General features: G+C 67.9%; 14 protein-coding genes. 8 read left to right on the top strand and 6 right to left on the bottom strand.

Annotation, left to right across the window (positions count from 1 at the left end):
- The 8 genes from QMX82_RS05380 to QMX82_RS05345 form a co-directional block, all read left to right on the top strand.
- On the top strand, positions 1 to 1,118 hold a 1,118-nt coding region (locus QMX82_RS05380; RefSeq protein ID WP_282281443.1), incomplete at its 5' end, for a four-carbon acid sugar kinase family protein.
- On the top strand, positions 1,111 to 2,124 hold the full coding sequence (gene pdxA, locus QMX82_RS05375) for a 4-hydroxythreonine-4-phosphate dehydrogenase PdxA (RefSeq protein ID WP_074584374.1): 1,014 nt from the start codon (positions 1,111 to 1,113) through the stop codon (positions 2,122 to 2,124). The genes QMX82_RS05380 and pdxA, both read left to right, overlap by 8 nt.
- An 11-nt stretch (positions 2,125 to 2,135) precedes the next feature.
- Positions 2,136 to 3,086 (top strand): phosphoglycerate dehydrogenase, encoded by a 951-nt coding sequence (locus QMX82_RS05370; RefSeq protein WP_282281442.1) that lies wholly within the window; start codon positions 2,136 to 2,138, stop codon positions 3,084 to 3,086.
- Between the two features lie 26 nt (positions 3,087 to 3,112).
- Positions 3,113 to 4,438 (top strand): MFS transporter, encoded by a 1,326-nt coding sequence (locus QMX82_RS05365; RefSeq protein WP_282281441.1) that lies wholly within the window; start codon positions 3,113 to 3,115, stop codon positions 4,436 to 4,438.
- Positions 4,439 to 4,516: 78 nt separating this feature from the next.
- A complete protein-coding gene (locus tag QMX82_RS05360; RefSeq protein WP_282281440.1) occupies positions 4,517 to 5,929 on the top strand; it encodes a sodium:solute symporter family protein in 1,413 nt (470 codons plus the stop codon).
- Positions 5,916 to 7,046 (top strand): sialidase family protein, encoded by a 1,131-nt coding sequence (locus tag QMX82_RS05355; RefSeq protein WP_282281439.1) that lies wholly within the window; start codon positions 5,916 to 5,918, stop codon positions 7,044 to 7,046. The genes QMX82_RS05360 and QMX82_RS05355 overlap by 14 nt, the downstream gene beginning before the upstream one ends.
- An 11-nt stretch (positions 7,047 to 7,057) precedes the next feature.
- The gene (locus QMX82_RS05350) at positions 7,058 to 7,741 is read left to right on the top strand and encodes an SDR family NAD(P)-dependent oxidoreductase (RefSeq protein ID WP_282281438.1); all 684 of its coding nucleotides are present in this window, start codon (positions 7,058 to 7,060) and stop codon (positions 7,739 to 7,741) included.
- Positions 7,742 to 7,796: 55 nt separating this feature from the next.
- The gene (locus QMX82_RS05345) at positions 7,797 to 8,558 is read left to right on the top strand and encodes a DeoR/GlpR family DNA-binding transcription regulator (RefSeq protein WP_133859595.1); all 762 of its coding nucleotides are present in this window, start codon (positions 7,797 to 7,799) and stop codon (positions 8,556 to 8,558) included.
- Between the two features lie 78 nt (positions 8,559 to 8,636).
- On the opposite strand, the gene QMX82_RS05340 is transcribed toward QMX82_RS05345, so the two are convergent.
- From QMX82_RS05340 to QMX82_RS05315, 6 genes are read right to left on the bottom strand one after another with little or no spacing between them, the layout of a single operon-like run.
- Positions 8,637 to 8,996 carry a RidA family protein gene (locus QMX82_RS05340; protein ID WP_282281437.1) on the bottom strand — a complete coding sequence of 120 codons (360 nt, stop codon included), beginning with the start codon at positions 8,994 to 8,996 and terminating at the stop codon, positions 8,637 to 8,639.
- Positions 8,957 to 10,144 (bottom strand): NAD(P)/FAD-dependent oxidoreductase, encoded by a 1,188-nt coding sequence (locus QMX82_RS05335; RefSeq protein WP_282281436.1) that lies wholly within the window; start codon positions 10,142 to 10,144, stop codon positions 8,957 to 8,959. The genes QMX82_RS05340 and QMX82_RS05335 overlap by 40 nt, the downstream gene beginning before the upstream one ends.
- On the bottom strand, positions 10,137 to 11,516 hold the full coding sequence (locus QMX82_RS05330; RefSeq protein WP_282281435.1) for an FAD/NAD(P)-dependent oxidoreductase: 1,380 nt from the start codon (positions 11,514 to 11,516) through the stop codon (positions 10,137 to 10,139). The genes QMX82_RS05335 and QMX82_RS05330 overlap by 8 nt, the downstream gene beginning before the upstream one ends.
- Complete coding sequence (locus QMX82_RS05325) at positions 11,513 to 11,860, bottom strand: (2Fe-2S)-binding protein (protein WP_282281434.1); 348 nt, start codon at positions 11,858 to 11,860, stop codon at positions 11,513 to 11,515. The genes QMX82_RS05330 and QMX82_RS05325 overlap by 4 nt, the downstream gene beginning before the upstream one ends.
- Entirely contained in the window at positions 11,850 to 12,989 is a 1,140-nt protein-coding gene (locus tag QMX82_RS05320) for an NAD(P)/FAD-dependent oxidoreductase (RefSeq protein WP_282281433.1), read from the bottom strand. Before QMX82_RS05320 ends, QMX82_RS05325 begins: the two co-directional genes overlap by 11 nt.
- A complete protein-coding gene (locus QMX82_RS05315; protein WP_208694612.1) occupies positions 12,986 to 13,783 on the bottom strand; it encodes an ABC transporter permease in 798 nt (265 codons plus the stop codon). Before QMX82_RS05315 ends, QMX82_RS05320 begins: the two co-directional genes overlap by 4 nt.
- Positions 13,784 to 13,785 lie beyond the last annotated feature (2 nt).

Raw genomic sequence — 13,785 nt, 5'->3', positions numbered from 1 at the left:
CCGGCCCCGCGGGGCCCGGGCGGGCGGGGGGGCCGCCCCCCCCCCACGCCGCGCTGCTCGGGCACCCGGCGTTGGCTGGCGCCGCGCTCTACAAGAAGATCGACTCCACCCTGCGTGGCAATGTCGCCGCCGAGGTGGCGGCCCTCGCCCCGCGCGGCCTGGCCCTGGTCGCGCCCGCCTACCCGGCACTGGGCCGCACCACCCTGGGGGGTATCCAGTACCTGGACGGCGTACCGGTCGACCAGACCGATGTCTGGCGCAACGAAGGCCTGACCGGCAGTGCCGATCTGGTCGCTCAACTGACTGATCACGGCGTCAGCTGTGCGCGGCTGGATCTCGCGACCCTCCGTCAGCCGGTGGCCTTGGCCGCCGCCCTGCGCCGCGCGCTGGACAGTGGCCTGCCCGCGCTGGTCTGCGACGCCGAGCGGCAAACGGACCTGGAGGCTTTGGCCCGGGCTTCCGCGCCCGTGGCGCAGCAGCTGTTCTGGGTCGGCTCCGCAGGCCTGGCCGAGGCGCTGCCCGCTGCCCTGGGCCTGACCGGCCACACCGCACTCCGCCCTCATGGCGACGGCCCGATCCTCACGGTGGTGGGCAGCATGTCACGACACTCCCAGGCCCAGGCCGAGCGGCTGGTGGCGGGGAGCGGCCAACACTGGCAGCGGCTGGCCCCTGCCTGGCTGCTGGAGCCGCAGCGCGCCGCCGAGCGTACCGCGCTGGCGGCAGCCCTCGCTCGGCAGCTCGCCCGCGGCGAAGACGTCCTGGTGAGCCTTGACCAGCAGGCCCGCGACCCGCGCCAGGCCGTGGCCCTGAGCCAGGCCCTGGCCGAACTGCTGCAGCCCGCCCTGCAGGAGGCCGCCGCCGTCATGGCCACCGGTGGCGAGACCGCTCGCGCCGTGCTCGCCCAGGCCGGCATCACGGCGCTGGACCTGCACGGCGCCCTCGCCCCGGGCGTGGCCCTGGCCAGCACCCGCTGGCGCGGTCGCGCCCTGCGGGTAGTGACCAAGGCCGGCGGCTTCGGCCAATCCGACACCCTCCTCGATGCCTGGCGCCACCTGCGCGCCAGCCTACCCGCACAGGCCGCCACGGCCTCCCTGCAGAAGGAAGCCCACCATGTCTGAACGTCCCGTCATCGGCATCACCATGGGTGACGCCACCGGCGTCGGTCCCGAGATCATCATGAAGTCCCTGGCCCACGCCTCGGTCTACGACAGCTGTCGCCCGCTGGTCATCGGCGACGCGGGTCGCTTGGAGGATGCCAATCGCATCGTCGGCGGTCGCCTGCAGATCAACGCCATCGAGCGTCCCGATCAGGCGCGCTTCCAGCCCGGCGTGGTGGATTGCATCGACCTCGGGCTGATTCCCGCCGACCTGCCCTACGGCAAGCTGTCCGCCCTGGCCGGCGACGCCGCCTATCGCTACATCGAACGCACCGTGCAGCTCACCTCCGCTGGTGAACTCGATGCCATCTGCACCGCCCCGCTGAACAAGGAGGCCCTGCACGCCGGCGGTCATATCTTCCCGGGCCACACCGAGCTGCTGGCGCACCTCACCGGCACCGAGGAAGTGTCGATGATGCTGATGACGCCGATCCTCAAGGTCATCCACGTCACCACCCACATCGGCATCATCGATGCCATCGCGCGCATCGAGCCGGGCCTGGTCAAGCGCACCATCGAACGCGCCCACGCCACCCTGCAGCGGGCCGGCATCCAGGATCCCCTGATCGCCGTCTGCGGCATCAACCCGCATGCCGGCGAGAACGGCCTGTTCGGCTACGGGGAGGAAGAAACCAAGATCCAGCCGGCCATCGACGAACTGCGCGCCCGTGGCTGGCGCGTAGAAGGCCCACTGCCTGCGGACACCCTGTTCTTCCGCGCCGGTCGCGGCGATTTCGACTGCGTGGTGGCCATGTATCACGACCAGGGCCACGGGCCGGTCAAGGTCATGGGCCTGGAGGCGGGCGTCAATGTCACCGTCGGCCTGCCGGTGATCCGCACCTCGGTGGACCACGGCACCGCCTTCGACATCGCCGGTAAGGGCATCGCCGACGAGCGCAGCCTCATCGAGGCGTTGCGCCAAGCCACCGAACTCGCCAGCCGGCATCGCGCCAGCCAGGCCGCCTGAGGAGCCTGACCATGAAAGTCGTCTGCACCTCGCCCTCCTTCGCCAAGTACTCCCGGGAACCCCTGGAGTTGCTGGCCCGCCACGGCATCGACGTGGTGACCTTGCCCGCCGACATCGATGCCGAGGGTTTAATCGCCGCGGCCGCCGAGTGCCAGGCGGCCATCACCGCCTTCAATGTCTTCGACGCCGCCACCTTCGCGGCCCTGCCGCAGCTGCGCCTGGTGTGCAAGCACGGCGTCGGGGTCGACAACATCGACCTCGACGCGGCCCGTGCCAGCGGCGTGACCGTCTGCAACGTGCCCAACTCCAACCGCCATGCGGTGGCCGACTACACCTTCGCCCTGCTGCTGGCCTCGGCCCGCCAGGTCGCTCGCGCCGATCGGGAGACCCGCGCCGGCGAGTGGCCACGGCTGTTTGGCGCGGATGTCCACGGCAAGACCCTGGGCATCGTCGGCCTGGGCAGCATCGGCAAGGAAGTCGCGCGGCGCGCCAGCGGCTTCGCCATGCGCGTCATCGCCCATGACCCCTATCCCGATCAGGCCTTCGCCGACCGCGAACGCATCGAGTTTCGCGCCCTCGACGAGCTCCTCGCCGAAGCCGATTTCGTCACCCTGCACATCGGCCTGTCCGACGCCACTCGCCACCTGCTGGACGCACGGCGACTGGGCCTGATGAAGCCGGGCGCCCACCTGATCAACGCCGCGCGCGGCGGCATCGTCGATGAAGAGGCGCTCTACCAGGCATTGCACAGCGGCCACCTGGGCGGCGCGGCCCTGGACGTGTTCGAGGACGAGCCGGCCAACCAGCACCCGCTGTACGGGTTGCCCACCGTGGTGGTGTCACCGCACATCGCCGGCTACACCCCGGGCGCGCTGGACATCCTCAGCCTCACCTGCGCCCGCAACGTGGTCGCCGCCCTCACCGGCAGCGGCACCCTGGAGTCCGTCGTCGTCGCCCCCTGACCCCCTACCCCTTTCGGAACCTGATCATGGATAACAACAACAAGGCCACCAGGATTCGCTGGATCATCGCCGGACTGATGTGGACAGCGATCGCCATCAACTACATCGACCGGGTGGTGCTCTCCGCCGCCGCACCCTTCATCAGCAAGGAATTCGCCCTCAACGCGACCGAGATGGGGCTGATCATGTCGGCCTTCTTCTGGTCGTACGCCCTGCTGCAGTTGCCCGCGGGCTGGCTGGCCGACCGCTTCGGTCAGAAGGCCACCCTGGGCGGCGCGGTGCTCTGGTGGTCGCTGGCGACCGCCCTGACCGGCCTTGCCACCGGCTTCAAGTCGCTGTTCGCCTTGCGCATCGGCCTGGGCATCGGCGAGGCGGCGGCCTACCCGAGCAACGCCGGCATCACCTCGCGCTGGTTTCCCGACAAGGAGCGCGCCACCGTCTCGGGCATCTTCGACAGCGGCTCCAAGTTTGGCGGTGCGGTGGCCATGCCGCTGATCGTCGGCCTGATCGCGGTGTTCGGCTGGAAGCTGACCTTCGTCATCAGCGGCGCCCTCGGCATCCTCTGGGCCCTGGCCTGGTTCACCTTCTACCGCAACGATCCGGAAGACCATCCGCGCATCAACGAGGCCGAGCTGCGCTACATCCGCGAAGGCCAGCGGCGCCGCGAAGGCAATGGCGAGAAGCCGGCCATGCGCTGGTACGAGCTGCTGCGCTACCGCAACGTCTGGGCCATGTGCCTGGGCTTCTTCTTCATCAACTACAACTCCTACTTCTTCATTACCTGGCTGCCCACCTACCTGGTCAAGGAAAAGGGCATGGACCTCATCTCCATGGGCTTCATGGCGGCGCTGCCGCTGCTGATCGCCATGGTGGTGGAAGTCTTCGCCGGCTGGCTGTCGGACCGCATCTACCGCAGTGGCCGCTATTCGCTGACCACCATCCGCAAGACCTTCCTCATCGTCGGCCTGCTGATGGCCTCCTGCATCGGCCTGGCCGCCTTCGCCGAGTCGGCCTGGATCGCCATCGCGCTGCTGTGCATCGCCAAGTCCGGCACCACCGTGGCCGCCACCCAGGTGTGGGCCATGCCCGGGGATATCGCCCCGCGCGGCATGACCTCGATGCTGGCCGGCCTGCAGAACTCGGTTTCCAACATGGGCGGCGTGGTCGGCCCCATCGTCACCGGCTTCATCGTCGCCAGCACCGGCTCCTTCAACATCGCCCTGCTGTTCTCGGCGGCGCTGATCGTGGCAGCCATCCTCAACTACCTGTTCCTGCTCGGCCGGGTGGAACCCATCGTCACCGAGGATGACCCGGAGGCGGACCTGCTGGGCGCCGGCCAACCCAGCCACTGACGTTTCTCGCCCAGGGCGTCGGCGGCCTGCCGGCGCCCTGTGAAAAAGCTCGTACAACAACAACACGGAGCGATTTCCATGCAGACGTTCGACGTGCAAAGCACCGCCATCATCATCGGGATGGTGGTGGTCTACATCCTCTTCACCACCTGGCTCAGCATCCGCCTGCGCAGCCGCACCAGCGGCGAATTCATGGTGGCCGCGCGCAGCATGCCGGCCTTCGTGGTGGGCATCCTGATGATGTCGGAATTCATCGGAGCCAAGTCCACCGTCGGCACCGCCCAGGCCGCCTTCGAGAGCGGTTTCGCCGCCTCCTGGTCGGTGATCGCCGCGGCCATCGGCTTTCCGCTGTTCGGCCTGCTGATGGCGCGCAAGCTCTACGCCTCCGGCGAATTCACCATCTCCGGCTTCATCGCCCAGAAGTACGGCCTGTCCACCAAGCTGATGGTGTCGATCATCATGATCTACGCCCTCCTGCTGGTGAACGTGGGCAACTACGTCAGCGGCGCCGCGGCCATCGCCACGGTGCTCAAGATCAACCTGCCCACCGCGGCCTTCATCACCGCCATCGTCAGTACCCTGTACTACGCGTTGGGCGGGCTGAAGAGCGTGGCCTACGTGAGCATCCTGCATACCGCGGTCAAATACGTGGGCGTGCTCATCGTCACGGGCGTGGCCCTGCACATGACCGGCGGCTTCACCCCGGTCATGCAGAACATGCCGGAGCACTACTTCACCTGGGACGGCGCCATCGGCGGCAGCAAGATCTTCGCCTGGATCATCGGCACCGTCGGCGCGATCTTCTCCACCCAGTTCATCATCCAGGCGATCTCCTCGACCAAGGATGCCCGCGCCGCGCAACGCTCCACCTTCCATGCCTCGCTGCTGTGCATCCCCATCTCCCTGGCGCTGGGCTTCATCGGGGTCGCGTCCAAGTACCTGCATCCGGAAATGAGCAGCCTCTACGCCCTGCCGGTCTTCCTGCAGTCGATGCACCCGGTGCTGGCCGGGGTGGTGACCATTTCCCTGGTCGCCTCCATCTTCGTCAGTGTCAGCACCGTGGCCCTGGCCATCGCCTCGCTGGTGGTCCGGGACTTCTACGTGCCGCTGCGCAAGCCGACGCCCGAGCGTGAATTCAAAGCCACCCGGGTGATCTCCCTGATCATCGGCTTCGTGCCACTGTTCTTCGTCTTCTTCGTCCCCGAGATCCTCAACCTGTCGTTCTTTACCCGGGCGCTGCGCCTGTCCATCGCGGTGATCGCCATGATCGCCATCTACCTGCCGCTGTTCGCCACCAACCGCGGCGCGACCCTGGGCCTGCTGGCCTCGACCATCACCACCAGCGTCTGGTATCTGCTGGGCAACCCCTATGGCATCGACAACATGTACGTTGCCCTGGCGACGCCCGCCATCGTCGTGGTCATCGAACGGCTCTTCCCCCAGTCCGCTGCCAAAGCCGCCCCTGCCGAGGTCCCCCATGTCCACCACTGAAATCGCCATCGCCGACCGTCAGGACAGCTTCCTGCCGACGCCCTATCCGCAGAACCACGCCGCCAACCTGCTGGCTCAGCCGGACGGCACCCTGCTGTGCACCTGGTTCGCCGGCACCCAGGAAGGCAAGGCCGACATCTCGGTACTGCTGAGCCGCCGCGATCCATCGAGCGGGACCTGGAGCGAGCCCGTGCAACTGTCGGACGACCCGACCCGCTCCGAGCAGAATCCCATCCTGTTCCAGGCGCCGAACGGACCGCTGTGGCTGCTCTGGACGGCTCAGGTGGCCGGCAACCAGGACACCGCCATCGTCCGGCGTCGGCTGTCCACCGATGGCGGCCACAGCTGGGGCGCCATCGAGACGCTGATCGACACCCCCGGAACCTTCGTTCGCCAGCCTCCGGTGGTGCTCGCCAACGGCGACTGGCTGCTGCCGATCTTCCACTGCATCGCCCGCCCCGGCGAGAAATGGGTGGGCAGCCATGACACCAGTGCCGTGCTGATTTCAGGCGATCAAGGCCGCAGCTGGACCGAGCATGCGGTACCTGAGAGCACCGGCTGCGTGCACATGAATATTCAGCGGCTGGGTGACGGCAGCCTGCTGGCGCTGTTTCGCAGTCGCTGGGCCGACTTCATCCACACCAGCCGCTCCCAGGACGACGGTCGCACGTGGAGCGCACCGACTCCAACGGTCCTGCCCAACAACAACTCCTCCATCCAGTTCGTTCGCCTCGCCAGCGGCGAACTGGTGGTGGCCTACAACCCCACCAGCGCCGCCGACTACAGCGAGCGCCGTGCCTCGCTCTATGACGAGATCGACGATGGCGACAGCCGCGTCGATCCGGTGGCGAAGGACGGTGAGCGCAGCGCGGTCTGGGGCGTGCCGCGCGGTCCCATGAGTCTGGCCGTCTCCACGGACGAGGGTCAGAGCTGGCGGCGTCTGGACGTCGAGGCCGGCGATGGCTACTGCCTGACCAACAACTCCACCGAGAAGCTCAATCGCGAGTATTCCTATCCGAGCCTGGTGCAGGCGGCCGACGGGGCTGTGCACCTGGCTTTCACCTACTTTCGCCAGCGCATCAAGCACGTCCGCCTGCCGCTGGCCCCGCTGCGTTAGAGGAGACGGCGATGACGACTCAGCCTCACGCCCTGGTGACCGGCGTCAGCTCCGGCATCGGCGCGGCCATCGCCCAGCGCCTGCTCGCCGAAGGCTGGCGGGTGACCGGCCTCAGCCGTCGCCCACCCGAGCGCAAACATCCGGCGCTGACCTGGATCGGCGTCGACCTGGCCGATGACCAGGCGCTGGATGCCGTGCTGGCCGACATTGGTCCGCTGGACGCCATCGTCCATGCGGCCGGCTTCATGCGTACCGCGCCGCTGGGCGCCCTGGACCCGGCCGATGGCGCTGCCATGTGGCACCTGCACGTCGCCGTGGCCAGCCGCCTGGTGGACCGCCTGATCGAGCGCCTCGCCGCAGGCGGTCGTATCGTGTTGATCGGCAGCCGTACCATGCAGGGCGCTGCTGGACGCAGCCAGTACGCCGCCACCAAGGCGGCCCTGGTGGGTCTGGTGCGTTCCTGGGCGCTGGAGTTGGCCGCGCGTGGCGTCACCGTGAACCTGGTGGCGCCCGGCGCGACCGAAACGCCCATGCTGCGCGATCCGGGTCGTGCCGGCACACCGCCGCGGCTGCCGCCGCTGGGACGCTACGTGCAGCCCGAAGAGGTCGCGGGCCTGACCGCCTTCCTGCTCGGCCCGGATGCCGGCGCCCTCACCGGCCAGACGCTGACGGTCTGCGGCGGCGCCTCGCTGTGATGTGGGGGAAGCACGACTGCGCTAGAGTAGCGCGGTCTTTCCCGATGGATTCCCCATGAAGGTCGCCAAACGTCGCCAGGCCATCCTCGAACTGGTTCTGGCCGGTCACACCAATGTCGAAACCCTGTGCCGGCATCTGGAGGTGTCGGAAGCCACGGTCCGCCGCGACCTGACTGCCCTCGCGGAAGAGGGCCAGATCCTGCGCACCTACGGTGGGGCGACCCATATCGGCACCCGTGAGCCCGAGCCGTCGCTGGAGCAACGCAGCAACCAGTCCGGTCCGGAAAAGGCCCTGCTCGCCCGTGCCGCCCTCGCCCATATCAACGACCACGACACCCTGGTGCTCGACGGCGGCACCACCACCGCCGCCCTGGCCAAGTTGCTCAACGAAAGACGCGGCCTGCACGTCATCACCAACAACCTGCTGGCGGTGCCGCTGCTGCGTGATCTGCCTGAAGGCCATGTCACCCTGCTCGGCGGCGACCTGCGCCCCGGCAGCATGTCGACCTTTGGCCCCGCGGCCTTCACCATGCTGGAGCGACTGTCGGCCGACAAGGTCTTTCTCAGCGCCGATGGCGTGGTGGCCGGCCGTGGCCTCTGCGAGGCCAGTACCGAGCAGGCCTATCTGAAGGAGCTGATGATCCAGCAGGCCGCCGAGGTCTTCGTGCTCGCCGACTCGACCAAGCTCGGCCGTGATCGCCAGCAGCACTGGACGCCGCTCAAGACCGACTGGACCCTGATCACCGATGCCACGGCGAGCGAGGTCCTGACTCCCTTCAGGCAGCAGGGCCTGGTAAGGGTCGAAGTGGTGTCCTGAGCGACCTGCCCCCGGCGTCGCCAACCGCGGATGATTACGGATAGGCGCACCGCCTCACGCGAGTCGATGCGCCCTGCCTCACTCCGCCGCCGCGACGATGGCGATCTCGACCAGCAAGTCCGGCGCCGCCAGCCTGGACTCCACCGTAGCCCGTGCAGGTGCCTGCCCTTCGGGTGCCCAGGCGTCCCACACCTCGTTCATGCCGGCGAAGTTGGCCTGGATGTCCGACAGCCATACCTGGGCGCTGAGGATGCGCGTCTTGTCCAGCCCGACCTTGGCCAGGTAGTCGTCGATCTTCTGCAGGACCTGCGCGGTCTGCCCCTTGATGTCCTGGGTGCGATCATTGGCCGTCTGGCCGCCGACGAAGGTGATGCCGCCCTTGTACTGGACGACGCGGCTCATGCGCTGGTTGGTTTCGATACGGGTAATGGGTTGCATATAGGCTCCTTGAGTGGCCTGGGGGTTGAGGAATCTCTGGGAAAGCGATCGATGGCGAAGGCCGCGAGATCGATGGGTGAAGACTCGCCGAGCACCAGCTGCGCGACGCGCTGGCCGGTGCCGAGGCTCATCTGGAAACCGCTGCCGCAGTAACCGAACGAGTAGGTCAGGCCACTGGCGCGACTGCTGCCCGAGATGACGGGCAGATCGTCCTCGGTGAAGGCTTCGATACCGGACCAGGCGCGGTTGATGCCCAGATGCCTGAGGTGCGGAAAGAGATCCGTCACCGTCTGGGCGCTGGTCACGAGCCGAGCGATATCGACTTCGCCATGGCGCGCCTCGAAGTCCAGGGCACCGATCAGCTTGCCGCCAATGACCACCGTACCGTTGTCGAACTGCTTGAACGACAGGGCGCGGCCGGTGGCGCCGAGCACCTGCCTGCAGAAGGGCGCCACTCGATGGGTCACCATCAGCATCAGGCCTTGCGGATAGGTGGGTACCGGCTCGCCCACCTCGGCAGCCAGGCGCCCCGCCCAGGCACCTGCCGTCACCACCAGCTGGTCCGCCGCGAACCGCCCTTGGCGCGTCTCGACCTGCCAACGGCTGCCTCGCTGGGTGATGGACAGCGCAGGCGTCTGTTCATGCAGCACCACACCCAGGCGCTCCGCTGCCTGCCTTACCGCGGTCACCACGCGGTAAGGCGTCGCGTAGCCATCGTCCGCCACCCAGATGCCGCCCACCACATGGGGCGCCACCGTCGGCAGGAGTTCGAAAACCTCCTGCCGATCGATGAGCACCTCATGGGTGAAGCCATGGGCCTGAAGTTCAGCGACTCGATCCCGACAGTCCTGCAGCTCTGCGTCGGTTTCGGCCAGCTTGAGCTGGCCGCTGGCGACGAAACTCGCGTCCGTCCCCAGCAGCGCCGGCAGGTTGTGCCAGAGTTCGCGGGACGCCAGCGCCAGGGGGATTTCCGCCAGATGCCGGCCAAGCGTCCGCACGCCTCCGGCATTCACGCCGGAGGCATGCCGCCCGGCGTAGTCGGCTTCGAGCACGGTCACCCGCACGCCGCGCTGCGCGAGCTGCCAGGCCGTACTCAAGCCATGCAGCCCGGCGCCGATGACGATCACGTCCGACGTCAGGTCAGCCACTCGCCAGTTCTCCCAGGGTGATGGGCTTGATCGGTGGGCGAATGCGGTAGTAGCCCACCTCGTCGGGCGTGAGCCCTCGCGACTTGGCGATGATCTCGGTGACGGTCAAGCCGCACATGCGTCCCTGGCAGGGACCCATGCCGCAGCGACCGAAGGATTTCGCCTGGTTGGGTCCGCTGCAGCCCAGCTCGACGAAGCGGCGGACATCGCCTGCCGTGACCTCTTCGCAGCGGCAGATGGTGACGTCGTCCCGCGCGGGAATGCGGTTCTCCTCGCGCGGGCGATACAGGGCATCGAGGAAGGGACGGATACGCAGGTTGCGCTCCAGCTCGGCGCGCAGGGGCGCAGCCTGGGCATCGCGCTGGGCCGGGGTGATCTGGCCCAGATTACGCGCCAGCCCCAGCGCCGCGAGCTGCCCTTGCAGCGCGGCCGCCTGGGCACCGCCAATCCCTGCGCCATCGCCGGCCACCGCGATGAAGGGCACGTCGAGCGCGCCCCAGCCATCGGTTTCCGGGACGAAGCACAGCTGCGCATCATCCCAGCGATGCTGGGCCCTGAGCGCCTGGGTGAACTGGATGTTCGGCACCACGCCCTGGTGCAGCAGCACGGTGTTGGCCAACACCCGTTGTGCCTTCCCGTCGACGACGAAGCTGAGCGCCTGGGCCTGCCCTTCCCCCTCGACCTGTAGCTGCTCGGCGCCGGTGTAGTGCGGGACCTCGCCCTTGCGCAGGGCGCGCAACAGCGAGACCCCCTTGCGCAGGTAGGGCCAGGCCCGCAATGCCGCCAGCAGGTGCCTGCGTGCATTCCAGTAGTCCTCACGGCGACTGGTGTCCACCAGGGCCGCAATGGGTATGCCCGCCCTCAGGTATTGCCAGCCGAGCAGGTAGAGCAGCGGTCCGCACCCGGCCAGCACCACCGGTCCCTGCGGACCGATGCCAGCGGTCTTGAGCAGGATCTGCGCGGCCCCGGCGGTCATCACCCCGGGCAAGGTCCAGCCGGGAATGGGAAAGGGCCGCTCCATGGCGCCGGTTGCCAGCAGCACGGCCCTGGCGGCGAAGGAACGTACCCGTCCGTCCTTGAGGTAATGCACCTGACGCTCGCGGGTGATCTGCCAGACGGACGCTCCCGTCTCGTGGCGCACGGTCGTGCTCTTCATTGCATCCGCCAAGTGGGCGCCGGCCGCATAATCCGGTCCGAGCAGCGAACGCCGTGCCGCTGAGGCGCTGGCGATACCGCGATAGATCTGTCCGCCGACCGCGGCCTGCTCGTCGAGCAGCACCACGGAAAGACCCAGGTCCGCCAGGGTTCGCGCCCCGGCCATGCCGGCCGGGCCCGCACCGATGACGACGACGTCCACAGGTTCGAGATTCATGGTTGCACCTCCATCACCACGGGGTCGGCGGCAGTGAAGGGCAGCTCCCGGGCGCCCTGCTGCGAACGGATGCGCATGCCGTCGGCCGCCTCGATCAGGCAACTCTGGCGACTCGGCACCCCGTCGATCTCGACCAGGCATTCGAAGCACACACCCATCATGCAATAGGGTGCACGGGCTTCACCGCCCACCGGCGAGGTGCGGAACTGCCGTACGCCCGCCAGCAACAAGGCGGCGGCAACCGTGAGACCGCTCGGCGCCTGGAAGGCCTGGTCGTCGAAGGTCAGGGTGATGAGACGGCCGCCTTCGGCGTCCACGCGGCGAAACAAGGAATCAGTGGGCATGAGAAAACACCTCCCCCGTGAGAAAACGTTCGCCAGCGAACACCGCCAGCTCTTCCGGTCGATCCCCGCCCCGCACCCAGGGCGCGATCCGGGTCGCGTGCGCCGCGGCCAGGGTCACGCCGCTGTGGCAGGTGACGACGAAGGCCCCGGGATGCGACGCGGACTCTTGATAGATCGGATAACCATCCGGGCTCATGACGCGCAGGGCGCCCCAGGCGCGCACCAGGCGCACGTCAGCCAGCAGCGGGAAGGTGTTGACGCCACGCTGGGCGATCCGGGCGAGCACGTCGGTGGTGGTGAGGTCGTTGAAGCCGACCTCCTCCATGGAATCGCCGAGCTGCACGCTGCCCTCGTCGGTCTGGCGCACATTGATCGTCGGGTAGTCCAGGAAGGGGCGAACCCGCTCACTGACCAATACCTGCCCACGATTCGGCGCGACCGGGGCATGCAGTCCGACCAGCTCCCCCAGCGGCCGATTGCCCAGACCCGCCGCCAGCACCAGGCGTGGCGCGGTGAAGCGCTGACCGGGGGTGACCACGGTGAATTCGCCCGGTGCGGAGTCGATCCGCTCGACCGGCATCCGCCCCAGTACCGTCGCCCCATGGTGCTGCGCTCCCGCATGCAAGGCCCGCAGGAGCTTGAGCGGATTCACGTGGCCATCCATGGGTGTGTAGCTCGCCCCGACGACCTTCGGACCGATACCGGGCAAGCGTGCCCGCAGATCCGCCTGATCCAGCATTTCGAAGGGATAGTCACCTAGACCGGCTTGCATACCTGCCAGCCGCGCCTGGCGCTCCGCCAGCTCCTGGTCAGAAAAACACATGTGAAAGCCGCCGGGCTGCTTCAGGCGGACATCGACGTCCGTCTCCTTCAGCAGGTCCTCGGCTAGCCCGGCCCAGGCCAGCGCCGAGGAACGCGTCCAGCGGGAATATTCGAGGCGATCGAAGCCCTTGCCCTGCACCCAGACCAGACCGAAGTTGCCCCGGGAAGCGCGGAAGGCATCATCGCCCTGATCGAGCACCAGCGTCCTGGTACCGGCCTTCGCCAGGCCATAGGCGACCGCCATGCCGACCAGCCCACCGCCAACCACGATGACCTCTGCCGAGGTGGATACGCTGCTGTCGTTCATTGCTTCTCTCCGATCAGCACCCGATCCAGGCCGACGAGCCGATCGAGCAGCAGCATCACCGCCAGGGTGCCCAGGATCAGCACCGTGGAGGCCGCCGTGATCAGGGGATCGATGGTCTGGGAGATCTGGTTGTACATGGCGACCGGCAAGGTCGTGGTGCCGGGTGTAGCGACGAAGACCGTCATGGTCAACTCGTCGAAACTCTGGATGAAGGCGAGCAGCCAACCACCGACCACGCCGGTGCGGATCCGCGGCAGGATCACCCGCCAGAAGGTCTGCAGCCGGTTGGCGCCCAGGGATAGCGCCGCGTGTTCCGCATCGCGCTCCAGGCCGATGGTGGACGCCAGGGTCAGGCGCAAGGCATAGGGCAGCACGACGATGACGTGGGTGATGCTCAGCGCCCACAGCGAGCCGCCCACCTGGGCGAGGGAAAAGAAGCGCAGGAAGGCGATCCCCAGCACTACCGAGGGAATCATCAGCGGCGACATCAGAAAGCCGGTGATCGCCCCGCGTCCGGGAAAGTCGTAGCGACTGATCGCCAGCGCCGCGGGCACCGCGAGCAGGGTCGCGACCGTCGCCGACACCAGGCCCAGCTTGAGCGACAGCCAGAAGGCATCGACCATTTCCTGGTTGGCCCACAGCGCCTCGAACCAGCGCAGCGACAGGCCACCGGAAGGTAATGAAATGAAGCCTTCGCCGGTAAAGGACACCGCCATCACCACCACCAGCGGCGCGACGATGAAGGCGATGAACAGCGCATGAAAGGCAAGGGAGAAGAAACCGTTCCGGTACATGG

The organism is Pseudomonas sp. PS02302, assembly GCF_029959585.1.
In the GTDB taxonomy this organism is placed as follows: domain Bacteria; phylum Pseudomonadota; class Gammaproteobacteria; order Pseudomonadales; family Pseudomonadaceae; genus Chryseomonas; species Chryseomonas aestiva.
Note: the sequence above shows the minus strand (reverse complement) of the source record. Positions and strands in the feature narration are given on the sequence as shown.

Coding starts and splice junctions, on each gene's coding strand:
- QMX82_RS05325 (WP_282281434.1), bottom strand. CDS start 11,860: ATGCCCACTGATTCCTTGTTTCGCCGCGTGGACGCCGAAGGCGGCCGT.
- QMX82_RS05360 (WP_282281440.1), top strand. CDS start 4,517: ATGCAGACGTTCGACGTGCAAAGCACCGCCATCATCATCGGGATGGTG.
- QMX82_RS05340 (WP_282281437.1), bottom strand. CDS start 8,996: ATGCAACCCATTACCCGTATCGAAACCAACCAGCGCATGAGCCGCGTC.
- QMX82_RS05365 (WP_282281441.1), top strand. CDS start 3,113: ATGGATAACAACAACAAGGCCACCAGGATTCGCTGGATCATCGCCGGA.
- QMX82_RS05320 (WP_282281433.1), bottom strand. CDS start 12,989: ATGAACGACAGCAGCGTATCCACCTCGGCAGAGGTCATCGTGGTTGGC.
- QMX82_RS05370 (WP_282281442.1), top strand. CDS start 2,136: ATGAAAGTCGTCTGCACCTCGCCCTCCTTCGCCAAGTACTCCCGGGAA.
- QMX82_RS05330 (WP_282281435.1), bottom strand. CDS start 11,516: ATGAATCTCGAACCTGTGGACGTCGTCGTCATCGGTGCGGGCCCGGCC.
- QMX82_RS05315 (WP_208694612.1), bottom strand. CDS start 13,783: ATGTACCGGAACGGTTTCTTCTCCCTTGCCTTTCATGCGCTGTTCATC.
- QMX82_RS05345 (WP_133859595.1), top strand. CDS start 7,797: ATGAAGGTCGCCAAACGTCGCCAGGCCATCCTCGAACTGGTTCTGGCC.
- QMX82_RS05355 (WP_282281439.1), top strand. CDS start 5,916: ATGTCCACCACTGAAATCGCCATCGCCGACCGTCAGGACAGCTTCCTG.
- QMX82_RS05350 (WP_282281438.1), top strand. CDS start 7,058: ATGACGACTCAGCCTCACGCCCTGGTGACCGGCGTCAGCTCCGGCATC.
- pdxA (WP_074584374.1), top strand. CDS start 1,111: ATGTCTGAACGTCCCGTCATCGGCATCACCATGGGTGACGCCACCGGC.